19 protein-coding genes are annotated in these 24,803 nt (G+C 59.8%); 2 read left to right on the top strand and 17 right to left on the bottom strand.

The window, feature by feature from the left end:
- Positions 1-7 precede the first annotated feature (7 nt).
- The 7 genes from RR842_RS00185 to RR842_RS00155 all read right to left on the bottom strand — a co-directional run bounded on the left by RR842_RS00185 (position 8) and on the right by RR842_RS00155 (position 11,099).
- Entirely contained in the window at positions 8-2,914 is a 2,907-nt protein-coding gene (locus RR842_RS00185; protein ID WP_332553545.1) for a molybdopterin-dependent oxidoreductase, read from the bottom strand.
- Between the two features lie 500 nt (positions 2,915-3,414).
- Positions 3,415-3,996 carry a hypothetical protein gene (locus tag RR842_RS00180; protein WP_332721999.1) on the bottom strand — a complete coding sequence of 194 codons (582 nt, stop codon included), beginning with the start codon at positions 3,994-3,996 and terminating at the stop codon, positions 3,415-3,417.
- Positions 3,997-4,005: 9 nt separating this feature from the next.
- Entirely contained in the window at positions 4,006-4,725 is a 720-nt protein-coding gene (locus RR842_RS00175; RefSeq protein WP_332513791.1) for a methyltransferase domain-containing protein, read from the bottom strand.
- A 25-nt stretch (positions 4,726-4,750) separates the two neighbouring features.
- The gene (locus tag RR842_RS00170; RefSeq protein ID WP_332513789.1) at positions 4,751-5,590 is read right to left on the bottom strand and encodes a hypothetical protein; all 840 of its coding nucleotides are present in this window, start codon (positions 5,588-5,590) and stop codon (positions 4,751-4,753) included.
- Between the two features lie 23 nt (positions 5,591-5,613).
- Entirely contained in the window at positions 5,614-7,116 is a 1,503-nt protein-coding gene (locus tag RR842_RS00165; protein ID WP_332521969.1) for an AAA family ATPase, read from the bottom strand.
- A 61-nt stretch (positions 7,117-7,177) separates the two neighbouring features.
- Positions 7,178-8,836, bottom strand: coding sequence for a VWA-like domain-containing protein (locus RR842_RS00160; RefSeq protein ID WP_332728765.1), 1,659 nt, complete (start codon positions 8,834-8,836; stop codon positions 7,178-7,180).
- A 7-nt stretch (positions 8,837-8,843) separates the two neighbouring features.
- Positions 8,844-11,099, bottom strand: coding sequence for a leucine-rich repeat domain-containing protein (locus tag RR842_RS00155; protein WP_332728764.1), 2,256 nt, complete (start codon positions 11,097-11,099; stop codon positions 8,844-8,846).
- A gap of 64 nt (positions 11,100-11,163) precedes the next feature.
- Between RR842_RS00155 and RR842_RS00150 the strand changes: the two genes are divergently transcribed.
- A complete protein-coding gene (locus RR842_RS00150; RefSeq protein WP_332728763.1) occupies positions 11,164-13,350 on the top strand; it encodes a sigma 54-interacting transcriptional regulator in 2,187 nt (728 codons plus the stop codon).
- Positions 13,351-13,527: 177 nt separating this feature from the next.
- Here the strand turns inward: RR842_RS00150 and RR842_RS00145 are convergent, their stop codons facing one another.
- The 8 genes from RR842_RS00145 to rpoN all read right to left on the bottom strand — a co-directional run bounded on the left by RR842_RS00145 (position 13,528) and on the right by rpoN (position 22,086).
- The gene (locus RR842_RS00145; protein ID WP_332728762.1) at positions 13,528-13,860 is read right to left on the bottom strand and encodes a hypothetical protein; all 333 of its coding nucleotides are present in this window, start codon (positions 13,858-13,860) and stop codon (positions 13,528-13,530) included.
- A 51-nt stretch (positions 13,861-13,911) separates the two neighbouring features.
- On the bottom strand, positions 13,912-14,175 hold the full coding sequence (locus RR842_RS00140; RefSeq protein ID WP_332513783.1) for a hypothetical protein: 264 nt from the start codon (positions 14,173-14,175) through the stop codon (positions 13,912-13,914).
- Positions 14,176-14,253: 78 nt separating this feature from the next.
- The gene (locus RR842_RS00135; protein ID WP_332513782.1) at positions 14,254-14,598 is read right to left on the bottom strand and encodes an oxidoreductase; all 345 of its coding nucleotides are present in this window, start codon (positions 14,596-14,598) and stop codon (positions 14,254-14,256) included.
- A 1-nt stretch (position 14,599) separates the two neighbouring features.
- On the bottom strand, positions 14,600-16,939 hold the full coding sequence (locus tag RR842_RS00130) for a molybdopterin-dependent oxidoreductase (protein ID WP_332517995.1): 2,340 nt from the start codon (positions 16,937-16,939) through the stop codon (positions 14,600-14,602).
- Between the two features lie 45 nt (positions 16,940-16,984).
- Positions 16,985-17,155, bottom strand: coding sequence for a hypothetical protein (locus tag RR842_RS00125; RefSeq protein WP_332512470.1), 171 nt, complete (start codon positions 17,153-17,155; stop codon positions 16,985-16,987).
- A gap of 530 nt (positions 17,156-17,685) precedes the next feature.
- Complete coding sequence (locus RR842_RS00120) at positions 17,686-18,927, bottom strand: MFS transporter (protein ID WP_332728761.1); 1,242 nt, start codon at positions 18,925-18,927, stop codon at positions 17,686-17,688.
- A gap of 33 nt (positions 18,928-18,960) precedes the next feature.
- On the bottom strand, positions 18,961-20,220 hold the full coding sequence (locus RR842_RS00115; protein WP_332512474.1) for an MFS transporter: 1,260 nt from the start codon (positions 20,218-20,220) through the stop codon (positions 18,961-18,963).
- Between the two features lie 480 nt (positions 20,221-20,700).
- Positions 20,701-22,086 (bottom strand): RNA polymerase factor sigma-54, encoded by a 1,386-nt coding sequence (gene rpoN, locus RR842_RS00110; RefSeq protein WP_332728760.1) that lies wholly within the window; start codon positions 22,084-22,086, stop codon positions 20,701-20,703.
- Between the two features lie 163 nt (positions 22,087-22,249).
- On the opposite strand from rpoN, the gene RR842_RS00105 reads away from it, so the two are divergent.
- Positions 22,250-23,047: an MBL fold metallo-hydrolase gene (locus RR842_RS00105; protein WP_332553552.1), complete on the top strand. Its 798-nt coding sequence runs from the start codon at positions 22,250-22,252 to the stop codon at positions 23,045-23,047.
- Between the two features lie 108 nt (positions 23,048-23,155).
- On the opposite strand, the gene arsS is transcribed toward RR842_RS00105, so the two are convergent.
- Both arsS and RR842_RS00095 read right to left on the bottom strand, forming a co-directional pair.
- On the bottom strand, positions 23,156-24,127 hold the full coding sequence (gene arsS / locus RR842_RS00100) for an arsenosugar biosynthesis radical SAM (seleno)protein ArsS (protein WP_332728758.1): 972 nt from the start codon (positions 24,125-24,127) through the stop codon (positions 23,156-23,158).
- A 4-nt stretch (positions 24,128-24,131) separates the two neighbouring features.
- Entirely contained in the window at positions 24,132-24,464 is a 333-nt protein-coding gene (locus RR842_RS00095) for an arsenosugar biosynthesis-associated peroxidase-like protein (RefSeq protein WP_332512481.1), read from the bottom strand.
- Positions 24,465-24,803: the final 339 nt, after the last annotated feature.

The following is a 24,803-nucleotide window of genomic DNA, read 5'->3' as shown; positions in this document are numbered from 1 at the left end:
CGCGGTTCTATTCTTCGACGGGAGCATACGACATGTCGTAATGCTTGCCCGTTGCTTCGTCAACCAGATGGCCAGAGCCGGCATCGTAGAGCCAGCCGTAGTTGGCATCATGGAACGCGCCATCTGCCGGATCGAGCAGCCAGCCGCTGTTCGGATCGTACACGAACAGCAAGTCGCCCAGGACCGCATGGCCGCGCTCTGCGTTCCACGTCAGGTTCTCCGGCATCTCGAAGGGAGCCGCCTCGGCGCCCGGATAGCAGCGCACGCCCGCCAAGAAGACGATCTCCTCGCGGTCCATCGTGTACATCTTGCCGGTCTCGTCGTCCACCAGGCACTCGTTGGCCGCGTCGTAGCGCCAGCCGGTATGGGCGTCGTGGTAGCCCTTGGTGCGCGGGTTGATAAGCCAACCCGACTCGTCCAGGCGGAAATTCGTGCCCTTCTGGTACAGGCTGTTGTTCTGCCACACGTACTCGTAGCCCTCGGGCACCGCGTCGGTCGGTTGCGGCTTCTCGAACGGGATGGGCTCGCGGGCGAGCTTCTGGTCGCTCGGCATAACCGTAACGCCCGGCTCGGATGCAGAGCCCGGGATGGAGAACTGGGTGTCGGCGTCCTTGAACTCCTTGTCGAAGTCGCCGCACTTGTACACCTTGCACATGAGGCCGCGGTTGGCCCACGAGCCGCCCATCGGGTCGCAGTGCTCATCGTCGACCGAGGTCAGCACGTTGACGTTGGACTCGAGGCAACCGAACGGATTGTTCGGGTCGGCCGAGCCGTCGCGCTCGGGGAACCACCAGCCGCGCGGTGCGAACACCACGTTGGGATGGACTTCGGCTTCCACGTTGGCGCGCATCTTGATGCGGCCGCGGCGAGTCTCGATCCAGCACCAGTCGCCGTAGGCGATATTCAGCTTCTTGGCAAGTTCCGGGTTGAGCGAGAAGTACGGCTCCGGGTACAGGTAGCGGATACTCTGCATCTGGAAGTGCTCGGAGTGGTGGTAGGGCATGAAGCCACCACCGGTGGTCAGCACGATGGGATACTCTTCGGCGATCTCCGGGGTGTCGACCTCGTTCTCGATGCAGCCGATGTAGGTCGGCATGCCCGCATAGCCCAGCTCGCGCAGCATCGAGGAGTTGCACTCCACTTTGCCGGAAGGCGTCCAGAAGCCGCCGTTGCTGATGAACTTGTTCTGATGCAGCGGCGGATAGTACATACGGTAGATCTCGACGAAGTCGCTGTAGCTCTCCACGCCAGGAAGGCCCAGGGGCTGCAGGATATGGAAGTAGGCTTCTTCCTCGGTCTCCCACGGCCACAGCGCGGGGTCTTGGCCGCAGGCTAGGCCCAGCTTGCGCCAGAACGTCATATCGGTCTGGCGGTCGTACTTGGGCTGCATAGCACGCATGCCGCCCATGATGGAGTCGGTCGCGCCGTAGTGCGTCACGATGACGGGACGCTCGAGCGCACCAGCCGCCGGGAACACGTAGTCGGACAGCAGCGCCGTCGGGGTCATCCAGTAATCGACCGTCACCAAAAGCTCGCACTGCTTCAAAGCCTGCAAGGTCATCTTGGCGTCACCGTAGGAGTTCACCGGGTTGGTAGCGTTCACGATGAGCGCGCGCACCTGGTAGGGGTCGCCCGTGATGATAGCCTTAAACACGCTCGGGCCATGGGCCTCGCAGAACCACTCGGTCGGCAGCGTCTTGCCCCACGTGCGCAGCGCGTTATCGGAGATGAGTTTGTAGCCGGGCCACGAGGTGAGCTTGAATTTGTCGGAGCCGATCTGCTTGGCCTTCTGCTCCTCGGGCAGGCACTCGTTGGCTTCCATCTCCTCGTCGGTGAGGTAGTTGAGTGCTGGTCCCGGCATGCCGTCACCGCCAGGAACGTCTAGGTTGCCGCAGACGGCGCGGATGAGCGCGATAGCATGACTGCCGGTGGTGGAGGCGCGGCCGAGCTGGTCCCACGTGCAGCCCCACTGGATGCAGCCGGGCGTGTTCATAGCGTACATGCGGGCGGCAGCGCGGATCTGGTCGGGTTCGAGCCACGTGAGGGGAGCAGCCCACTCGGGCGTGTACTCGGCAACATGCTCGGTCAGCTCCTCGAAGCTGTCGCACCAATCGCGCACGAAATCGTAGTTGCACAGACCCTCGTAGATGATGGTGTGTAGCATGGCGAGCGCAAGCGCAGCATCGGAGCCGGGACGCAGCGGTAGCCACAGATCGGCCTTCGACGCAGTCTCGGAGTAGCGCGGGTCCACGACGATGATCTTCAGGCCGGCCTTCTGTAGGTCGGTGTAGCCGTTCATACCGCCGAGCGTGGAGGCACCGGGATTCATGCCCCACAGGATCAGCGTGCGAGCCGCAGCAAGGTCGGTCTCGAACGGCGACCAGCCGGCCACGCAAGTCTCTGCCATGAACGTGGGTATCCAGCACAGAAGCGCGTTGTGGAAGCCGTTCGGCGTTCCGAACTGGTTCAGGAAGCGTCGGCGCGCCCAGTCGTCGGTGCGCGTCGTGCCACCAGCAGAGGCCACCGCCTCAGCACCGCTCTCCTCCTTGATCTGGTTGAGTTTGTCGGCAACCTCCTGGATCGCCTGGTCGTAGGGAATCTTCTCCCAGTTGCCCTCGCCTTTGCCACCGACGCGCTTCAGCGCGTGGTTGATGCGGGCTGGATGGTTCACGTGCAGAAGCGCGCTCGTGCCGCGACAGCACAGTCCACCTTGGTTCGAGTAATCAGGATCGCCCTCGATCTTGATTACGTCGCCGTCCTTGACATAGGCAAGAACACCGCAGTTCGCATGGCAGAAATAGCACAGCGACTTGACCATCGTGACGCCGTCTTGATGAATGTCGACCTCAGTTGACTCGGTGTCCGGACACACAAGGTCCTTGAACCCGCTCGACGTCTTGGAAATCTCCGTCATCTACCTTCCCCTCTTCTTCTCGTCGTTCACCTTACGTTGAATCCGTCGTGCCGTTATCGTGAATAGACCCGTAAGCTTTGCTTGGCTCGAACGATTTCACTCGTGCAGACTATGCACATCAGTGTATAAAACGCCCGCTCCGTCCACATCACACCGGAAGTTCTAAATTCCGCAAGCCGGTAAGCCCCTTAGTATTAATTGCTCGGACCGCGGTTCGTGCCGCGACCGCTCGTCTGGGGATCTTGCCGCTCGACGGTTTGCCACCCCCCTTCGTGGACCCTGGCATAAGCATACGCGCCCCCCTGTGCGAAACGATGCTGAAAAACTCCTCGAGCCAGCCCCGCCCGACTGCCCGCTGCACGTTTTCGATTCTCGTCGAGTAAGACAGGAATCGTTGTTCGATGCTAACTAGTAGTAGACGGAATCAGCTATTTGATTATAACCATGACTCCCTCGATCTGCCACCCCGATGGCGTGTTTTAGCGGCGAATAGCATCGTGCTACCACGGAGTGCAGCAGTCCCCGTCCGCATGGACCTGGCCCTTGCCGTCGGCACGTCGGTTCAGCTTGTCGACCTCCCATCGCTCGAAGATGAGCCCGCGATGCGTGCGGAACACGTCGAATGCACCCTCGAGCTCTATGCCGACGCAGGTGAACGAGCCCTCGATAGCACCGTAGAACTCCGCCGCCTTCTCATTGAAGGCGTTCTCGCGGAACAGGTAGACGTTGACCGCTTGGGAGCGTCCGGCAAGCGGGATGAGCAGTTCGTTGCCGCCGCCTTTGAGGAAAATGCCCCGCGTGTCCAGCAACACACCCCGCGCCACGCGGTCGGCCTCGAAGCGATCAGCCCACGGCTCGCGGTTCATTTTCGCCCAGTACGCCCACACGTTCTCAAAGCGGCAGGCATCGTCGTCGTAGATCGCCTTGAAGAAGCTGCGGAAGTCCTTCGCTTCCTCAAGGTGCTTCTCAAACGGGGGCCACACGCCGCCGGCAATGCTGGCTAGGGAGAGCAGCTCCTTGAAATCCTTCGCCCGCGCTGCGGGCACTGCCTTGACCTGTTCCTTCAACTCCTCGTAGTGCATAACCCCTCCTTATCGGCGCGGCTTGTAGACGCGCGCCGTGGTCTTCACAAACCGAACGTCCTCGTCCGTGGGCGCGACCGGCACTTCGAATCCATCCAGGTAGCCCGTTTCTGCGCGCACGAACGACTCTTCGTAGTACTCCGGCGGATCGAACCCCGCGCTCAGGGCCATATCCTCGAACGCGGCACGGCTGAGGGCCGCCTGGACCGCGTTGCCTAAGGCACGCGCCTGGGCGACGACGGACTCGTCGCGCTCCCCCTGGGCCACCACGCCGTCGAACACCAGCACTCCCCCGGGCCTCAGCACGCGGAACACCTCGCAAAGCACGGCCTCGGGACAGTAGTCAACGTTGATGCTGCTGTTGGCGAACACCAGATCGAACGCTCCGTCTCCCAAGCCAGCCGCAGCGAGGTCCTCCGGATAGGCCACGCGAAAGTCCATATTGTTGCAGGGCAGCCCGTTTCTGCGCCAGGCGTCCTCCCTAAAGGAGAGGGCCACCTCGATCCACGTAGGAGAGGGATCGACTCCCACGACGAACCCCTTGGGGCCGACGTAGTCGGACAGCTTGATGACTCCTTTGCCGCGGCGGCAGTCGATATCGAGGACGCGCTTGCCCCTGATATCGCCCAAAAGCGTCATCTTGCATTGGCTCGCAAACCCGTACTCGTTGGGAAGCTGCTCGTAGTATTCCCTCAGCGCCTCTGTATTCATCGGCAGTGATGATTCCATGTCGCTCTCCTCCGCGTGATTCTTGCTACCGGTACGTCACACGGGAATTGTTGACCAGCCACGACAAGGCGGCCTCGCGCAGCGCGAACACGCGCGCCTCGTCGTCCAGGCCCTGATCCTCCAGCTGCTTGCGAATCTTCATGCGCTGCTCGGCATCGTTGCCCGGCATCTGTGCCGTGATATCGTCGTCGGACAGCTCGATATCCAAATGGTCGGCCAAAGCATCGATAGCGCAGGTCACTCGCAGCGCCTCCAGCGGCTGGCCCGGCAGCAGGTCGGCCGTGTCAGGTTCTTCCACCAGGCGCTTCGCCAGTTCGTCCAGCACCAGATCGGGGAATTGCGCATCATCCTTGGCCATATCGGGCTTGCCGAACTGGCCAGCCACACCGGAGCGGAACTCAGCAACCGTACATGCGGGCGCGAAATGCTCGCGCACCAACTCGTCGGTCAGCTCAGGCTGATGTGCAGACAGTATCTTCTCCACCGTCACGCGCATGGTCAGCTGGGAGAGGTTGCCATCTTGAGCCAACGGCATCTTGATCGGGGCCACGGCATCCTTCGTCTCGCCCACGCCCATGCCGACGATCTCGTCGTCGAACGTGCGGGGCATCTCGCCTGCGCCTACGTGGTAGACGGAATGTTGCAGGACGAAGTTGGAGGCCGGATTGCCGTCGATGCAGGCGTCCTCCGTCGTCACGACGATGTGGTCGCCCGATACAACCCCGCGATCCTCGGCAACCTCATGGTACTCGGCCAAGGGTTCTAACAACTTCTCTATCTGGGAGTCAACGAGGCTTTCCGGCACCTGGGGCTTCGGAAGCTCGATCGTTACCGGTTCATACGAGGTGAGCGTGTACTTCTTCATAGTTCGTCTCCTTTGCCGTGCTGTTAGATGTTCAGATCTTCGACGCGCCGACGCAGGTCACGCTGGCGCTCCGACAGGATCATGTCCGCATTGTGGGCAAAATAGGACTCGCTTCCGTACTGGGCGATATAGCGTGCCGAGACGGTGCGCGACGTAAGCTCAGTCGTGAACACCACCATCTCCTGCCTATCCCCAAACGCCGCCTCGACGAAGGCGAATGCACAGGCAAGCCGTCCCTCGACGTGCCCCACGCGAGCCTGCAATGCTGCCGCCTTGCCCGAAAACGCCTGGGAAAGAAAGTCGTAGCCCTGCGACGCAGGCACGCCGTCGCACACAACCCGTGCCAGCTCGGCAATCTCGTCCAGCTCGCGCTCGGCTGTCGCCCGACGATCCTTGGACAGGTTGCCCGCCGCTACGGACAGCTCGAGCTGCGAGGTCCGACGCCGTCCGAGGTCCACCAAGAGATCGCGGACGCCTTCACCCTCTTCCACCGCTGCTTTCATGCCCCGCAGGTCATCGCGCAGGGCCACCAGCACCTCGGTGTCCTCGACGATGGCCTGCATGTCGCCGCACACGGCATCGAGGAGCAATCCCACTAGCGAAAGACGCTCGTCGAACTCGGCTTCGGCTGCACGGTCAATTATACCGTCAATCTCACCGCCGCCGAGTATCTCGTCGACACGGTAGTCATCGCGGTACTTGTTGAACAGGTCGTAGTAGGCGGCAAACTCGCGAGCGATGGCCTCGCTCTGCACATACTGGACGATCAGGTCGAAGTCCACCGGCTTTCCCAAGCGTTCGAATACCCCGATGATGTCGGACAGGTCGTCCCAACCGCGTGCGGTCACGAACGATTTGCCCTCGAGCGATGCCTCGATGGAATAGAAGCGGTGCTTCTTAATCTCGAGGAACGTGAGGATGGCCGGATGCGTGCCCTTCGAGACAGCATAGGCCTTCCACGCATCGAAATCGGGCTCGACGCTCACCTTCTTCACACGGTCAAGCGTGACGATGTCGAACTCGTGCACCGACTTGTTGTACTCGGGCGGGTTGCCAGCCGTGACGATGATCCAGCCCTCTGGTACCGCATGGCGGCCGAACGTCTTGAACTGCAGAAACTGTAGCATGGAGGGGTACAGTGTCTCGGAAACGCAGTTGATCTCGTCGAGGAACAGGATGCCCTGCCTCACTCCGCTCTTCTTTATGTAGGCGTACACCGACGCGATGATCTCGCTCATGGTGTACTCGGAGGCCTCGTACTCCAGGCCCTCGTAGTTCTCGTGCACGATGAGCGGCAGGCCCAGCGCGCTTTGGCGCGTATGATGCGTCATGGAGTACGACACCAACCCGATACCCAGCTCTTGCGCGATCTGGGCCATGATGGCCGTCTTGCCGATACCGGGTGCCCCTACCAGGAACACGGGCCGCTGCCGCGCAATATCGAGCAGGGGGCGTCCGCGCTCGTCGAGCGCAAGGTACGCCTCGACGGCGTCTTTCACCTGCTGCTTTGCTTGTGCAATGTTCATCGCTCACTCCTCAAGTCCACCGATTGCTGATTCTCGCCCCACCGTGCATCGCTCTCATTCATCAGGTCAAACCCCTCTCGTCCAAAATGACCTTGAGCGCCCAAGGGGGCACGGCAGGGTCCGAGTAGCCGTCGTCGAGAAACACGAACACCGCGTCGTAGGCGGGCTGCTGGCGCGGGAACGTCCCCTGCCCGTCGGTGAAGTAGACCAATCCCTTCAAGTCGGTGAATTCGCCTTTCTCCACCAGCAGGTTCACATAGTCGAACACCGGGCGAAAGTCCGTGCCACCAAATCCCCGAAGCTCCATCGAGTCGATGTAGAGATCCAGTTCGTCGAGCGAGGTGATCGCCGTATCGTCTTGCACCCGGGCATCGCACTGGATGATATGGATGTTCACGCGGTCGGTGAAGCTCTCGACCTGCTTCAAGATGTTATACGTTTTCCGAACGAACGCCTGCACCAGATCGCCCGACACCGATTCCGACGTGTCGATGGCAAGGGCGAAGTCGTGCACCGAACGCGCCTCCTTGTACTCGAGCGGCTCGATGAGCGGCATATTGCCGTAGCGATCCATGCCGTAGGTGTAGTAGATGTAGTCGAACTCGTCGTCGTTCACGCGCATGCGCTCGTGCAGCGTGGCGAAGCGCCTGAGGAAGTCAGCGTAATCATGCTTCTCGCGGTTGACGGCCCCCAACGCCGCGGCGAAGCCGCCCGCACCCTCGCCACGCTGCAGCATATGCGCCTCAAGCTCTACATGGATGCGACGGCTGATATCCTCCCAGGCTTGCGACAGGGCCTCATCCGCGCCGAACTCGTCCTCGAACGCCGACGGCTCGTCGCCGTCGGCAGAGTCCTCATCCTCGGAACCGTCGCGGCGCTCCTGGTCGTCGGCGAAGTTCTGGTCGTCCTCGCCAGCCCCGCCTTCGGCAGAGGGCATATCCGACCCGCCGCGCATATCGTCAAGCGACTCACTGCCATCCGCCGTGGGGAGCGCTCCTCCTTCGCGGTCTTCCGACTGCTGGCGAGCCGCTCCCTGAGAGCCCCGCGTCGCACCCTCGCCTGCGTCGCCGTACCAAAGCCCATGAGTGTCGTGATAGAACATCGGCGCCAAAGAGCGCAGGTCTATCCGGTTGCCCTCGTTCGAAAAGAAATGGTACAGCCGCTCGGCCGTGATCACGCCCCCTACCTGCGCCCGGATGACCCGCAGCGACTCACGCGCGCGGCGGTCCATGTTGCAGGGAAACGCCTCTCCCACCAGGTCGAGCAGCAGCGCCTCTAGGGCAATGTCGCACGCCACGTCCCAGGGCGTGCGCAGCACCGAGTACAGCATGAAAGGGTGGCGGAATATGCAGTGGAACAGGCAGTGGATGACATCGCGCACCACCTCGTTCGACGAGAGCTTGAAGCGCGCCACTACGTACTCGGGATCGTAGTATAGCTTCACCCCGTCGCTGGCAATGCCATAGATATCGAAGCTCGACACCAGCGGCATGCGCCAAAGGGCACGGTCGAGGAAGCGGAAGCGCACCGCGAGCGACGTGCGTGCCTCTTCTAGAATGTCGTGGGCCACCGGCGCACAGCGTTCGTAGCGCTCGCGCTTCTCGGCCATGCGTGCCTCGGAGGACAGGCTCACTGCCTGCTCGCGGCCAGAGCGACCCCCAAGCTGTTCCCGCTCTTCGAGAACCACGTCCCCTGCCACTATCGGCGTCAAATCTTTCATGGGCTACCTACAAGCTGAAATCCACGCCTGCACTGGGGCGGCAGCGATGCTGCAGCTCCAGCAGACAGGCGGTAGCTTGTGTCCTCCCTTCGTGCGTCGATTTTTCGAGTTCCGCCCCGATACAGCCCTCGCCCAGCAGATCCCGGTTGTACAGCGCAAAGAGCGCCTCGAAATCCCCCTTGTCGGCAAAGTAGCGGCATACCGCCCGGCTTTTGCGCAAAAAGATGTTCTCGTACAGCTCGCGAAATTGCTCGGTTAGCCCCATGGGGCGCATCAACCGGCTCAGGCCAGCCGGTGCGAACTCCGCGATCTTCGCCGCATGGGTCACCCATGAGTCGTAGTACTCGAAATCGAAGATGGTTCCCGTCGATCCCGCATCGAACAGGTACGACGGCGACCGGTACCGGGCCGAAAGCTCGGGGACGGCAAAATCGCCCGAAGAGAAGCCATCAATGGGACGAGGGAAATCGACGTGCACCCGCGCAATGGAGCGCGCTGTCGAAAACGCGCCGACGCATATACTGCGCAGATGGTCATGGAGAAAGAGCTCCTCCACCCCGCCGACGCCGCAGAAAGCAAGGCTGGCGATACGCGTCACCGCATCCGGTATGCGCACGACGCTGTCCGGCCCCACGTACAGCAAACACGAGTCGCCGCCTGCTTTGTCGCCCTCACGCTGGCACAGAAGGCCTCCCTCGCTATAGAAGACGGGGTTGCGCGCATCGAGCGAGAGGGACCGCAGCGGCATCTTGGGCATGAGCTGGTTCTCGCCTTGCACGAGCAACGCGTTCTCCCCGATGACCCGCACCCTGCGGGAAAGGCGCAGCGTATCCAGGGCGGTATCCAGGAAGGCCCGATCGCCGATACGCTCAAGGCTCTCGGGGCAATCGACGCGCCGCAGCTGCCGATTGCCCCGAAACGCCTCCCGGCCCACCGAGAAAACGCCCTCGGGCAACTTTACCGCGCGCACGCCACCATGGCGCTTGAACGCCTCGTCCCCGATAACGTGCGTGCCGCTGCGCACGTGGTAGCTCGCAACTCTCCCGATCAGCTCGACGAATACGTCGTGGTGGTACAGGCCCCCTTGGCCATCCAGCTCGAGGTGCTGGTTGCTCGCGGCAATGCTCACGGCGCCTTCTCCTATGCGCATCTGCGCAGGAGTATGGTCGAAGGCGCGGAATCCCACGTGCTCGATCGATGCCGGCAGCTCGAAGCGCTGGACGGAAGAGAAGGCAAACGCCTCCGCGTCGATATGCTTCAAGCCCTGCGACAAAGAAATGCCGGCCAGTTTCGCACAATGGTAGAAGGCCTTCTCTCCGATAGATTCCACCGAAGGGGGCAGGTTCACCCACGACAAGCTCGTCTTCGCAAACGCCAAACGGCCGATGCGCTGAAGCGTGCTCGGTAGGAAGACTTCCCCCAAATTCGACAGCGAGTCAAAAGCGCGCTCATCAATGTCGGCACACGGCTCGGGCACCTCGTAGGTTTTGCAGGGAACGACCAGTCGGTAGAAGTGCTTGCGATCCTTCGAGAACAGCGCTTTACCGTCGGTGGCGAAACGTTCGTTTTCCTCATCGACGGACACCCGCCTCACGTACGGCAGGCATCGCGGGTGCGCCTCGAAGGATCGCACTTGCGGCCCGAAATGGACACAGGCGACAGGAGCATCCGAAAACGAGTTGCTTTCAAGGTGTACTGCTGAGTTCGAGATCGTCACCTCAACAAGCGCGCAGCACCCTAAAAACAAGGTAGGCCCCACTTGTGTCAAAGACGCTGAAAGACGCACGTTTCTCAAATTGACACACCCGTCGAACACGTGATTCCCCACATACTCCACTGAATCGGGCAGTGAAACGCTCTGCAACTCATCGTGGTCTCTAAACAGATTGGTAGCAAGTGAAGTGACGCTGACCCCCTCGATAACCGCCGGTACTTCCACTTGAGAAGCACACCCCGCATACGCCACCAAACGCACGGTGCCAGACCCACTCAAGCGATAACGGTAATTTTCGTAGCAGGATTCTTCGTCAGCAGTAAATTTAGGTTCCCGATTCGGCGTAGAAAATCCTTTTAAGATCAGCTTTTCGGCGGGAGAACGTCGTATTCCGTGGTCGAAACTCCATTCTATGGAGTCAACGTCGGCACCCCTCGCATCCAGCCCCCACGGCTTTCGTCCGCCGAAGGCACCCGAAGATGCATCAAACGCCGAAAGGCTCCGGGGATCGGAGCTCTTCTCAAAATGATTTTCTTCCTCAATTCGCATCTTTGATCCTATAATGTCGTTACACTATCGTTACTCATCTATCCGCCGAGCAAGGAGGCCTCTGTTGCCCGATGCCGCAGATACCATGGATATAAACTACGCAAGCGATCTCCAGCTGATCAGATCCATGCATGAAGACGATTCTTTCTGGGACTGCATTTTCGATGCAAAACTCGATTTCCTCAACAACAACGCCGATCCGCACCTTGCAAGTTGCGTGCGACCCGAAGTTGCCGACTCGTGGATTAACTCGCGCAATTCCGGACTAGCCCCCGACAGAGTCGACCTAGGAAAGTACATCGACGAAGAGACCTACGCAGGGGCGCTCGCCGCTAACGTCCAGCTCATCGAAACCGCACGATCCCTGATCAATAAAATTGAGTCCCTGAACTTGCAAAACGACTACACCTTCGAACTGCTCGACGTAGACGGGACTTCGCTTCTTCAAATCGGAGACCTGAAGCTACACCAGTTCATGGGTGCAAACTACCAGTGCGACGAGCGCAATTTAGGCACCAACGCACATACTTTGTGCATGCGCCATAAAAAGCCCTTCGTCATCATCGGACCGGAGCACTACTGCTTTGCCCTGCATAGCCTTATCGCCTGCGCAGCACCTATCATCACGCAACTTGGCACCAGCATCGGGGCATTGATGCTTACCCAGCCCATTCCCGACGGACCCTTCACAGCGGCCGACAAAAAAGTACTCATTCATGCTATGAGTCTTATTTCGTCTCTAGCAACCGCGCTCAGCGACCAGCTGCGCATCGACGACTACGATATCCAGCTTGCCGAAACCCAATCGAAATACAGCAAGGCAACCCTTGAAGCCCAGCGTTTCGAGAGCATCTCGCGCAACATCATGAACACCGTGAAAGGTGGCATTGTCATCTGCGATGCGGAAGGCGTCATAACGCTGGCAACACCCGAAGCATCCCATCTGTTCAAAGTACCTCCCGAGGATTTGCTGGAAACGAACGCGCTCACGCTCCTGGGAGACGGCCGTCCCTTTGACGAGGTGGTCAAACAAGGCGGGGGCACCACCGTTATCATCGACGAAGAGCTCCATGAGGCCAAGATCTCGCAGATTTCCGGCAGCGCAAACGACCTTGAGGGCTACATCATCGCCATCGGCGAGGCAAAACGCTCGGCACTCGGAGCATCTCGCGGCAAGGCCGGCGATACGGCCAAGATCACGTTCAAGGATATACTGGGAAAAAGCTACCAGATAACCAAGGCAAAGGACCTCGCATCGCGTTTTGCGCGTTCCCGCGAGAACATCCTGCTCATCGGAGAAAGCGGTACCGGCAAAGAACTGTTCGCCCAGTCTGTTCACAACCAGACTCGACCCGACGGCCCTTTCATGTCTATAAACTGCGCCGCCATTCCGCCCCGCCTCATCGAAAGCGAGCTATTCGGCTATGAAAGCGGAAGCTTCACCGGTGCTGAGCGCGGAGGCAAGCCCGGTAAGATAGAGCTGGCCGACGGTGGTACCCTGTTCCTCGACGAGATCGGCGATATGCCGCTTGAACTGCAGGCAACGTTGTTGCGCGTCCTCGAGAACAAGCGGGTTATCCGCGTGGGTGGGAAATCGTACAAGCAGATAGACTTCCGTCTCGTCGCGGCAACCAACCAGAACCTTCCCAAGCTGGTAAGCCAGCACCAGTTCCGCGAAGACTTGTTCTACCGCATCTCCGTGCTCACCGTCGACCTTCCGCCCTTGCGCGACCGCCTGGGAGATGCCCTGTACTTCGCACGCTTCTTCCTTAACGAATGTCAGATCAGAACGGATGGCGGCAAAGTAGAACTCTCGAGCGAAGCTGCTCGCTTCGTCAGCTCGTACGCCTGGCCGGGAAACGTGCGGCAGTTGAAGCATGCCATCTACGCCGCTTACTATACGTGCGAGAACCACAGCATCTCCGTCGACGACTTTCCTAACTATATCGTCAACGCCCCCGATTCACCGCATCAAAAAGATACGGAGGACACCACGGCGGAAAACAACCCTGAATCCCTTAACGAATCGTCTTCATCTATCAAGGTGCCCGATACCGCTACATCCGCTGCAAAAAACGACGATCCTGTTTCGACTTCAGACGGGCCGCTACCCACCCTCTCCCTCAAAGAGTTGGAAGCTCTCGCCATCAACGAGGCGATCCTCCAAGCGGATGGCAACATAGCCACCGCTGCCGCCATCCTCGATATCAGCAAGGCAACGCTGTATCGCAAACTCAAGGAAAACCAGTAGCTTTCCTTCGTGGGACTTACCATCGGCCTACAAAAAAACAAAGGGCTGGAGATAAGCGTTGATCACCTTCTCCAGCCCAAACACTCTTCCAAGGCACGGTTTACACCTTCCATGCCCTCGCCCCCTCGCTCTCGGACTGCACCCGAAAAGCTGTGCAGGCGGATACCCTGCGACGCCCTAAAAGACGTGCCCGCATTTCTTGCAAGCAGCACGCGTCCCCAACGCATAGCTACCGCATTCCGGACATACCTTCGTGCGCCCCATTTCGACGCATTCGTTGCAAAGGGGCCGCTCGAACGGCGAGCAGAAGAAGCACGCTTTCTTCACCTCGGCGTTCAGGTGAGTGACCGCCTTTTCCTCGCTATGCACAACCGGTGCCCCGCACTTCTTGCAGGTATCCCGCTCGAATGGGTTGTACCATCCGCACTCGGGGCATTCGACGGGAAACTTGTATTCCGCCTTCTTATGGCAACGACTGCACCACGGACTGCATGTTCTACAGTTAGGCATAGCTGCCCCATCCCTTAAAACGTGCGCCGTATGCCGTCGGACGTGACAAAGTTAGTTCGTCGGCGGCTTCGGAGCGCCCGGAGCTTTCGGCGCAACAGGAGCACCCGGAGCCTTGGGAGCACCGTCAAGGCCCTGCGGCGTAAGGGAAATCGTCTTAGGAGCGCCCGCTGCGGGAGCCGCGGCCTGGTCTGCCGCTTTACGGGACTCGTTCAGATCTGCACCACACTTGGAGCAGTTCTCGTTCGTGGGCTTGTTGAACGCGCCGCACTCAAGGCACTTCACAATAGTGACGGTGTTGGCTGGTCTGTAGCACATAGTATTTTCTCCTTCTTGATACGCCTCTTAGGGTCTGGTGCCCCGGCAACAGCCGGGGCACCAGCAAGGCAATAAAGCTTACTGCTCAGGTACGTAGATCCAGGTGCGGGGCATATCCTTCGCCATCGCAGCCAGCTCGTCCACCGTGCCGTACTTCATGCAGGCAGACTGGCAGTGATGCACGCAGGTGGGCAGCTTGCCCACAGCGGTGCGGTCGGCGCACAGGTCGCACAGCGACGTCATGACCGGCAGGTAAGTGTACTCGTACTTGCCATCGGGCATCATACGGGGGCCATCCTCGAACAGCCGAACGCCGTTCGCCTCGCCGGCCGCCCAGCCATGCTCCACCTTGCAGGCCATCTCACAGGAGTGGCAGCCGGTGCACCATGCATAGTCGATCAGAAGTCCGTATTTTTCCGCCATCTTAGAAACCTCCCTTGCGGGTCACGATCTCGCTGGGCGAGCAATCGTTCTCCTTCGTGACCGGATAGATCTTGCAGATCTGGTTCGCGTACGGAGCACCGTACAGCGTAGGACCGGTAACACCCTGAACCGTCAGGTTGTTGATGTTGGAGTCGAACACGCCAAACAGGTTGGGCTCGGCGCCGTCCGTCTCCGGGAACCACCAACCATGCTCCGAGCGCACGGTATCGAGACGAAGCGAAGCATTGAAGCGCACACGCTGCTTGCACTTGCCGCGCATGTTCTCAACCCAGATCCAGTCGCCCTCGCACACGCCAATCTTCTCGGCGGTATCGGGATGCAGATCGGTCAGCGGATCGGGATGCGACTCGCGCAGACGCGGCACCTGACGCTCCTCTGAGTGGAAGTACTCCCACGTACGGGCACCGGTGGTCAGAACATACGGATACTCTTCGAACAATTCGGGCGTGGAAACGGGGGACTCTGGCGGCTCCTCGTAGTACGGCAGCGGATCGAAGCCCCATGCGTCGAACAGGGTGTTGAACAGCTCGCACTTGCCCGTGTTCGTGTTAAAGCCGGGCTGTCCGTCGTCACGCAGCCACCCAAGTTCGTGCTTGCGATAGGCCCAATCCTCCGGCCAGTCGATAACCTTCTCGGTGAGGTCGAGGAAGGTCTGGTCGGTCTTGTGCGGCCAACCGGCATGGAAGCGGTTGCCGGACTGGATCCACCACGTCATGAGCTCGACGTCCGTCTCCCACGGGAACAGCCTGGGATTGAGCTTCTTGCCCAGCTCGAGGATGATCTGCTCGTCGGACTTGGCCTCGTAGAAGTCGGCGACCTTGACGATGGAGCGCAGCGGCCACCACCACACGCGAGCAGAGTTGCGCTCGCAGCTCATGCCGCAGGGCAGCACGATGTCGGCGCAGGCCACAGCCGTCGGGGTCATGAACACGTCGACCACGACGTTGTAGTCGACCGAGCGCATGGCGCGATACACGCGCGGAGCGTCGGAAGCCATGTTGGCAATCGGGTTCGTGGACTGGATGAACAGCATGCGGATCGGGTAGGGCTCGTCTGTCTCGATAGCCTGGAGCACGGTGTCGCCGTTGGCCGTCGGGTCGAAGCCGAGAGCGTGCAGCGGAGAAGTGTCGACGCCGAGCATCTTACCGAGCATATCGTCGTCGAGGTTCCACATACCGCAGCCATAAGAGTCAGGAATGTCGTAGGCACAACGGGGGATCATCATGCCACCAGGGACATCGATGTCACCGCAGATGGCGCCCATGGACAGCAGAGCCTGGGCCAGAGGAATGCCGCAGACGGTCTGATCGACCTTGAGGCCCCACTGGATGGTGGACGGGTTGCCACTGGCGTACGCACGGGCAGCACCGCGGATGATTTCGGCATCAACGCCGGATATCTCCTGGGCACGCTCGGGGGTGTACTCACGGCAACGCTCGGCCAGCTCGTCGAAACCGTAGCACCAGTTCTCGACAAAGTCATGGTCGTAGAGATCTTCTTCAATCATAACACCCAGCATGGCAATAATGACAGCTGCGTCGGTGCCAGGACGAACCTGCAACCAGTACTCAGCCTTGGAGGCCAGCCACGTGCAGGCAGGGTCGAGCACGATCAGCTTCGTGCCGCCTTCCTTCATGATGTCGATGATCCAGTGGCCGAAGAAGCCGTCACCGTTGGAGACGAGAGCGTTGTTGCCACAGATAAGCATGTAGTCAGGGAACACGTACTCAGGATCGGCGAAGCGCTTCTCGAGGTGCTGCGAGCAGTCAGCCACGAAGAAGTCACCCATGAAGCAGTGACCGATAGTGGTACGGGGCAGGTAGCAGGCATCGCCGGAAAGGAAGCCGAGCACGAAGTTCGGGCTACCAAAGGCGGCATAGCTCAAGTACGGGGTCTGCCAGCAGATGTTACGACCGGTGCCCTGCATGGACACGATGGACTCGGGGCCGTAATCTTCCCAGATGGCGCGGACATGCTCGGCGATATCGTCGTAAGCCTCATCCCACGTGATGCGCTCCCACTTGTTGTCGCCGCGCTCGCCAACGCGCTTCAAGGGGTACTTCAGGCGGTCAGGATGATAGAACGTCTCGACGACGTCTAGGCAGCGCATGCATAGACGGCCCTGGTTGTAGGGAGACAGTGGGTCGCCCTCGATCTTCTCAACCTTGCCATCCTTGGTGTAGTACAGAACAGAGCAACCATTATGGCAGCCAGGTGCGGTCCACATGTTCGTACGCGTGACCGTGTACTCACCTTCTTGCCACTGCCAATCAGTTTTGTAGACGTCTTTGTTAACGCCTTCGAGTTCATTGGTAAGCATAACTTGCTATCCCTCTCTCTCTGATTCTCCTCGTCCGGGCAGTTCTTATACTTCCCCGTCTTTCAACGTCGGACGACGAGGCTTCGTCCAATCGCGCCCCGAAGTATCCTGCGCCTTCTGCTCCCAAGCTTCTTTGTTCTTGTTCGGATCAGCCATATGCTGCGCTTTACGATCCTGCTGGAAGCCCTTGTCCAAGTCCTTTCTTTCCTCTGCCATATCAAAGTCCTCCTCTCCAAAACCTATGCCATGTAGTCATGGCCTTTCAACATAGGTAAGGGCGATCAGTTTTCGTCTTAACCGCTCGCTCCTTCTGATATAGGTAGTTGCATGGTCCGTGCCAATCCGATGAAACATAGTAGGAAAATTTATATAACGCCTGTTCAATAATGTAAAAAATATTTTAGTACACCTTTTAACCTCCGAGTCACACCTGTCACTCGCCAAGGTTGTCTCAATTTGCTTCTCAGGTAAGCGCCCTCCATACCGAGAAGAATTCGCATATTGAGAACACCTTGTCGAGGAGCGCTCTTTTTAAGAAAACAGGGGCAGACATCTTTCTTTTTCTACACCCCCTCTTACCCCGCCCCCACCGTTCTCGACAACGGCCTAGCTCGAATCCCTGGCGACCGGACGGGGCAAAAGTAATGCGGACACCTCGAGAGCGAGATGCCCGCATTTCAATCAGAACGCCGGAAGCGATCCAGCCACTAAGTCGGCCAGACAGAGACCCGGCCTCGATACCGCAGCTACTCAGCCCCACCTGCAGACGAGAGCTCGGCATCCAGCGCTGCCGGAGAAACCTCAGGTTGGTCATCTACGCTGTACAGCTTGACGAACCCGGTAATGACGGCAGCCGCAATACAGCAACCGCAGATGGCGATAGCGCCAGCGCCCCAACCCATCGACTCCACCACCGCGCCGATAACCGGAGGGCCCAGCAGAATGCCCAGGTTGAAGCCGATGGACACCACGCCCAAGGCCACACCCGCGAGCTCCGGCCTTTTCACCGTCTGCGCCGCCATAGTCCACAGCACGCAAGGAAAACCCGCGTCGACAAACGAGTACGCGATCACAAACAGCACCAAAAGCGACGGGTTGCCCATAAACATGGCCCACATCGAAGCGCATCCGTAGGCCGCCAAGGCAACCATGCCGAACACCTTGCGATTCTTCACCCTGTTCAGCAGAGTGCCCACAATAATGGCCGCGAAAACGCCTCCGATGGAGAAGTAGCCTACCCACATGTTCGCCTGATCCTCGGGCCAGCCGAATGCCTGCGCCCAGTAGGTTGCGATCCAGTTCACAAACCCGAAGCACCCGATACAGAACAGCATGGTGGCAGCCGACAAAATCCAGGCCGAAGGCGACTTGACGCCTTCGACGATAGACACGTCCTCGCTCTCGACATCGGCATAGCTATCCTCGGGACGCGGGCTCTTCACGCACAGCGCGTAGAACACCAGCGCCACAACGCAGGCAACCAGACCGAACCACCACATACCCTGCCATCCGAAATTCACCGTCAGCACGCCGCCTAAGAAGAACATGACCGCCTGAGCGCACATCTGATAAGCCGCCCAAATGCTCATGGGCAGGCCGCGCCTTGCCTCCGGGAACCACATCGCGATAAGCGAGGGGCCGATAACCGACATAAGGCCGACGCCCATGCCCTCGACAACACGGCTAGCCATAAGGATAGCCGTGTTGTCGACCATCACGCCGATGAGCGAGCCTACGATGGCGCACACCAGCGCAACGATGCCGCCCTTCTTCGGACCCAGCTTGTTCAAGATCATGGCGGCAGGAATCGCAATAACAATGCCGACGAGCGAGAACAGCGAGCTCAGCCAGCCAACCGTGGCCATGTCGATGCCGAAGGCCGCCTGCAACGTGGTCATACAGGGAGCGACCTTGTTCTGCACGAGTGCCAACGAAATGCCGGCGAAGATAGTCGCAAGCGCGACGATCCAAGCTCGTTTTGTCTTCATAGATCCAAACCTTTCTATAGTACGCTACGGCTTTTACCCTGCCGCTTGGGTCAAATCCTTGTCTGTTGCACGAGCCGTGGCCTTATCGGAGTCGTGATCGTACGTCTTCACAAAGAAGAAGGTGATCGCGCCGAGGATGGAAGCAACAGCCAGCGGAATCGTCGCAACTTCCCATCCGTAGTTCTCAATGAAGAAGCCGGTAACCGGGGGGCCCAGCAGCGTGCCGATATTGAGGCCCACGTTCAAGATGCCGATGGCCGTACCGGAATACTCCGGCTTCTTGGCCGTCGAGGGGCAAAGCGTCCAATACACTGTCGGGATGGCGCCCTCGAGGAACGGGTAGATGATGATGAACGGAATGATCAGGCCCGGGTCCTTCATCCTGAAGCAGAAGAACAAGATGATCGTGTACAACGCGAAGCCGAGAACGCCGACGAAACGACGGTTCCTCAGCTTGATATGGTTCAGCAGCAAGCCAATGAGGATGACGACCGGGATCTCGATGGCGTACATAAGGGACACCCAGTTGTTAGAGGCAGCCATGTCGCCACCGAAAAGCGTCTGAGCCCAGTACAGCGAGATATACGTGGCGAAACCGAAGCAGCAGAACGTGAAGATGGTGCCGGCCAGCGTCAGAATCCAGGTGGATGCAGACTTGAAGCCGTCGCCAAACTTGAAATCTTCCTCGTTCTCACCCTCGGCGTAGTTCGGCATACCCTCGGGGGGCGCGTCGACCTTCCACATGTAGAGAATGAGCACAACAACACAAAACGCCACGCAGAACCACCAGACGCCCTGCCAGCCGAAAGCCGTGGTCAGACCACCGGCAATAAAGAACAATAGCGTCTGAGAGCACATCATCCACGATCCCCAAAGACCCATGGGTAGACCGCGCTTCTCGGCAGGGAACCACATAGCGATAACCGCAGGTCCAACGACGGCAATCATGCCGACGCCCACACCTTCGAGTACGCGAGTGGCCATGAGCACCGTCAGATCGGTCGCGAAAGCACCGATGATGCCGCCCACTGCCGCGCAGGCCAGAGAGATAGCACCGATTTTCTTGGGGCCCAACTTGCGCATGAGTAAGGCGGCAGGTATTGCCGTGATCATGCCCATGATGGTGAATACTGACGTCAGCCAACCGGCATCGGTCTCACCGATATTGAAGTACATCATAACGACGTCGATGCAGGGTGGAACCTTGTTCTGAACGTTGGCTAGGGCAAAGCCCCCAAAAAAGGCGATGATGACGACGGTCCATGCCGCCGCAGTCTTTTGCTTTTTAGTCAATCCAACTCCTCCTTATTCCGATGATCCCCGTCTACACACGAACCCGGTTCGGAAACGCACTTGGATCGAACGGACGCATAGGGATGACAGCTTATCGACCTTCCCCCCGAGAAGCTGCGCATCCGTTCGAATGGCCGGTCCCTAATCCAGCCAAACCAAAAAACGCCTCGTACATCAACGATGCAAGAACCGTGCCACTTTCTAAGCAGAAAGACGAAGCAGGTCAAGTCGCCGTCCCTGACGGATGCGCCGAGAGCGTTCGTCACAATATGAGAATATTTCCAATATAAGAAAGAGCCCGTCACTGTTTTGCGACAAGCTCTCAAGACCAAACGCTTACCGAGCCCACATGCGGCGACCCGCCAAGCAAGAGGATCGCCGAACGCACGCGAGGCAGGATTTCAAGTCGAGGCGCTGGCTGAGCCTGCGTGGGACACGCCTGCCAACCATGCAAGAAACGCCCTTGGCGCGACCGAGACGCTAGCTGCGCCTACGGGCGGCACGTACGGGGATGCCGAGTTCGTCGCGGTACTTGCTCACGGTCCTACGCGAAACGGAAACGCCCTCGCGCTCTAAAGCCTCGGAGAGAGCTTGGTCGCTGAACGGTTTCGAGGTGTCTTCCTTCGCGATAATATCCGCCAGACGCTTCTTGATGCTTACCGACGACACCACGCGGTCAGACGACTGACAGGTGGAGGAATGGAAGAAGAACTTCAGCTCGAACACGCCGCGTGGCGTCTGCATGTAATTGCCATTGACGATGCGACTTACGGTGGATTCGGACACATCGCAGACTTCGGCCACCTGGGCCATGGTGAGAGGACGCAGGCAGTCGTAGCCCTTGTCGAAAAACTCGACCTGCATCTCCACCATGCAGCAAGCCACCTTATAGAGCGTCGCATGCCGGAAATTGATATTGTTGATAAGACTTTCGGCTTCCTTGAGCTTCTCGTTCAGGTACGTTTCGGTTTCGCGTTCCTTCACGCTCGACGCCAACGCTCGATAAGTGGGATTGATCTTCAGGTGCGGCAGGTAAAAATCCTGCAAGCCCACCTCGTACTCCCCGTGGCCGCACGACTGCACTACCACCTCGGGCCAGATCGGACGCGACGGGCGGCCGAACTGGCTGGCAGGGCGTGGATTGCAGGTGCGGATAACGTCAAGCGCATCGTTGAGTTCTGCCAGGGAAAGCCCCATATCGTGCGCAATAGAAGCGGGGGTGCGCGTCTCGAATGCGGAAAGATGGCTCTTGACCAAACGATCGAGCGTCGGGGTGAACTTGTCCCTTTTCTCGAGTTGTAGGGCAAGGCACTCGGCGAGGTTTCGGGCACCCACGCCCGTCGGCTCGAACTGCTGGACGAGCGAGAGGACGCGCGCCACCTCCTGTTCGGAAACCCCGAGCGCATCGGCAACCTGACCAACGGAGGCCCTCAGGTAGCCGTTCGCGTCGATATTGCCGATAAGGTACTCGCCTATGGCTTTCGTGCGCGGACAGTCGGATTGCAGGCGCAGCTGGTCGAGCAGGAAATCGTCGAGCGTATCTCCCTCAGTCAGGAAGCGGTCGAACGAGAACGAGCGCTGGGACAGATCGCGGCGCTCGCCGTCGAAATTCTCGGGGCTACCGTGCCCTCGCTTCTCGAAGAGCGCATCGGCGCTCACATCACGCGCATAGCGGTCGGGTGCGACCGGATGACGGGGTTCCACCCAATCGTCGTCGTCGAAAAACGGGTTCTCCTCGACGCATTTGCTGGCGTACTCGCTCAGCTCCGAAGCGGACATGCGCAGGATAGCGATGCCCTGCTTCAGCTCGGGAGTAAGATAGAGGTGCTGCTGCTGGGAAAGGTCGGGGCGCTGATCGAAGTTCATGCAGATGCTCCTTTTCCCCAATGGACCCTCGAAGGCGCGGCGCACCGAATCCGAAGCGCTCACGTCAATGTCGCCTATAGTACCACGATCGTGCAAGACGAAAAGCGCTATCATAGGGCGACACCGACGATGATCGAAAAAGCACGAAACCAAGGAGGCTGCCATGGGGCAGGGAAAGCACACGTTCACATTCATGGGGACGGCTGCCGGATGCGGCGTGCCGGCATTCTTCTGCGATTGCCCCGCCTGCAACGAGGCGCGTCTCGACCCACGGGCGCGCCGCGGCGACTGCGGAGTCATGGTGCGCGGCGAACGGACGGTGCTCATCGACACGCCGCCCGACCTGCGCCACCAGCTGCTGCGCGAAGACGTGCGCAGCATTGACGAATTGCTGTACACGCACGCCCACTTCGACCACCTGGGCGGCTTGGGCGAGCTCGAGTACCTCGTGCAGCTCGTGCGCAAGGCACCGCTGCCCACCTATGGCAGCGCCGAGGCGCTCGAGGGCGTCTGCACGGAGTTTCATTACATGACCTACTGCCTCGACCAGCATGAACTGGCCCCGTTCGACCAGGTCGAACTGGACGGCGTGCGCTACACGGCACTACCGGTAACCCACGCACCGGGAACGTACGGGTACTTGATAGAGACGGCGGACACGCGCCTGTTCTACGCCTCGGACACCGGCAAGCTGCCCGCCGAAACGGCCGAGCGGGTACGCGGCGTGGACATCATGGCCCTAGACGCCACCTTCTGGAAGCGAAACTGGTCGCCCGAGGCGCACCACAGCGTGCAGGAGTGCATCGAGGAAGGGCTCGGTCTGGACGTGGGCACGCTGTATCTGACGCACTTGGCCATGCACTACGACGAGCCGGTTACGCTTGCGGAGCTGGAGACGTACTTGGAGCAGTACGAAGGCCGCGTGAAACCGGCCGCCGACGGGCTGACGCTTGCGCTGTAGGAAACGGAGCCACTGCGGGGAGGCAGTGTCCGCAGCGGCGCTTCGGCGGAGACGGCGAGGTGCTTGCCGTCCAGGGTTGGCTGCGTAGACCTACGCAGTGGAGCCGCCTCAACTGCTGCCGGCGCCCGCGCAGCAGGCGTAGCAGTGGTTGCCGAACACGATGTCGCGTTGCAGTTCCCGGTCGGGGTCATTGGCGTAGTCGGCGATGGTCAGACCGTCCTTGCATGGCAGGCCGGCCGCTTGGTTGAAATCGCAATCGTACACCGCGCCGTCCCAGCCCACCGACAATTGGCTGCGGCACATCATGTGCGCTACGGTCTCGGCGTTGAACGCCTCCACGAGCTTGCTCATATAGCGTTCGAGGTTGCCTGTTTTGTGCAACAGGTTCCCGAAACGGCCGAGCGGGTTGTTCGCGATAACGAACAGACTGTCAAACGAGATGCCGAAGTCGTCAGCCAGCTTTTGGCGGTATTCCTTCTCCAGCGCTTCCTGCTCGGGCGGAAGGAACGCACCGCTCGGGTTGAACACCAGGTTCAAAACGAGCCCCTCGCCTTTGCCGTACCCCAGCGCGTTCAGCTTCTGCAGCATGCGTATCGTGCCGTCGAACACCTCGGCACCGCGCTGCTTCTCCACCGGCTTGGCTGTGTAGTGGGGCAGCGACGCCACGAGCGTCACGCCCTGTTCAGCCAGTACCTCGGGCAGATGGGCGTAAGGCTTTTCGAGCATGACCACCAGGTTCGAGCGCACGATGGTGTCGATGCCGCGCGCAGCCGCCTCGCGGACGAACCATTCAAAATGCGGGTTCATCTCGGGAGCGCCGCCGGTGATGTCGAGCGTCTTGAAGCCACCACCAGTGCAGACGTCCAAGCAAGATTGAAGCGTTTCGCGTGACATGACCTCGGTGCGGTGAGGGCCCGCCTCCATGTGGCAATGGCGGCACGCCAGGTTGCACAGGCTTCCGACGTTCACCTGCAACACCTCGAGCCGCTCGAGCGTACGACAGGTGGCCTCGTCCGTGCGCTCGAAGAACGGCGGGAACGCGTCCATAGTCGCCTGGGCTGCCTCGTCGGTAACGGCCATGAAGCTACATTTCCAGCTGTTTGACGACGTTCTTCATCTGCACGCCATGCACCAGCGCCGCGCCGCCGCGAATGGCGTTCGCCACATGGATGGCCTCGGTCATCTGCTCCTCGGTAACGCCCTTCTCCAAGCACGACTGGGTGTAGGAGTCGATACAGTACGGGCATTGCACAGCTGCCGCAACCGACAGGGCGATCAGCGCTTTCTCGCGCGCGGTAAGCGCACCTTCAGCGAACACCTTGCCGTAATAGGCCATGTACAGGTCCCACAGTTCGGGGGCCTCCTCGCCCATCGTGGCGAACTTTCCCAGATCGTCGGGGTTGTAGTAGGTTTCCATACAAGGCTTCCTTTCCTCCATGCCGTCACCATTGATAGATTATGTCTTATACTAGATTAACACTATCAAATTGCTTTGGCTAGAGAAAACCGGAAGGCTTCTAGCTCCGGCTTCTAGCCCCCCTAGCCCCCCTCCCCCCGGAGAATCGGCTCCGATCGCCTCGAAACCACAAGCTGCAAAACCACAAACTGCAAACTTCCCGCAAACGCATCCTGATGACCCGCGTGCTTCGACGATTAGACGCTTCACCCCACGAGACGCTTCACCCCACGAGATGCTTCTCAACACGAGACGCTTCACCACACGAGGCGCTTCTCCCCACGAGGCGCTTCTCCCCAC

It is taken from the genome of Gordonibacter sp. (genome assembly GCF_036667095.1).
Lineage (GTDB): Bacteria > Actinomycetota > Coriobacteriia > Coriobacteriales > Eggerthellaceae > Gordonibacter.
The sequence above is the reverse complement of the archived record's forward strand: the minus strand, read 5'-3'. Positions and strand labels throughout refer to the sequence as shown.

What these genes read in the sequence shown, in the direction of transcription:
- RR842_RS00185 (WP_332553545.1), bottom strand. Translation starts at nt 2,914, where the DNA reads ATGACGGAGATTTCCAAGACGTCGAGCGGGTTCAAGGACCTTGTGTGT.
- RR842_RS00180 (WP_332721999.1), bottom strand. Translation starts at nt 3,996, where the DNA reads ATGCACTACGAGGAGTTGAAGGAACAGGTCAAGGCAGTGCCCGCAGCG.
- RR842_RS00175 (WP_332513791.1), bottom strand. Translation starts at nt 4,725, where the DNA reads ATGGAATCATCACTGCCGATGAATACAGAGGCGCTGAGGGAATACTAC.
- RR842_RS00170 (WP_332513789.1), bottom strand. Translation starts at nt 5,590, where the DNA reads ATGAAGAAGTACACGCTCACCTCGTATGAACCGGTAACGATCGAGCTT.
- RR842_RS00165 (WP_332521969.1), bottom strand. Translation starts at nt 7,116, where the DNA reads ATGAACATTGCACAAGCAAAGCAGCAGGTGAAAGACGCCGTCGAGGCG.
- RR842_RS00160 (WP_332728765.1), bottom strand. Translation starts at nt 8,836, where the DNA reads ATGAAAGATTTGACGCCGATAGTGGCAGGGGACGTGGTTCTCGAAGAG.
- RR842_RS00155 (WP_332728764.1), bottom strand. Translation starts at nt 11,099, where the DNA reads ATGCGAATTGAGGAAGAAAATCATTTTGAGAAGAGCTCCGATCCCCGG.
- RR842_RS00145 (WP_332728762.1), bottom strand. Translation starts at nt 13,860, where the DNA reads ATGCCTAACTGTAGAACATGCAGTCCGTGGTGCAGTCGTTGCCATAAG.
- RR842_RS00140 (WP_332513783.1), bottom strand. Translation starts at nt 14,175, where the DNA reads ATGTGCTACAGACCAGCCAACACCGTCACTATTGTGAAGTGCCTTGAG.
- RR842_RS00135 (WP_332513782.1), bottom strand. Translation starts at nt 14,598, where the DNA reads ATGGCGGAAAAATACGGACTTCTGATCGACTATGCATGGTGCACCGGC.
- RR842_RS00130 (WP_332517995.1), bottom strand. Translation starts at nt 16,939, where the DNA reads ATGCTTACCAATGAACTCGAAGGCGTTAACAAAGACGTCTACAAAACT.
- RR842_RS00125 (WP_332512470.1), bottom strand. Translation starts at nt 17,155, where the DNA reads ATGGCAGAGGAAAGAAAGGACTTGGACAAGGGCTTCCAGCAGGATCGT.
- RR842_RS00120 (WP_332728761.1), bottom strand. Translation starts at nt 18,927, where the DNA reads ATGAAGACAAAACGAGCTTGGATCGTCGCGCTTGCGACTATCTTCGCC.
- rpoN (WP_332728760.1), bottom strand. Translation starts at nt 22,086, where the DNA reads ATGAACTTCGATCAGCGCCCCGACCTTTCCCAGCAGCAGCACCTCTAT.
- RR842_RS00105 (WP_332553552.1), top strand. Translation starts at nt 22,250, where the DNA reads ATGGGGCAGGGAAAGCACACGTTCACATTCATGGGGACGGCTGCCGGA.
- arsS (WP_332728758.1), bottom strand. Translation starts at nt 24,127, where the DNA reads ATGGCCGTTACCGACGAGGCAGCCCAGGCGACTATGGACGCGTTCCCG.
- RR842_RS00095 (WP_332512481.1), bottom strand. Translation starts at nt 24,464, where the DNA reads ATGGAAACCTACTACAACCCCGACGATCTGGGAAAGTTCGCCACGATG.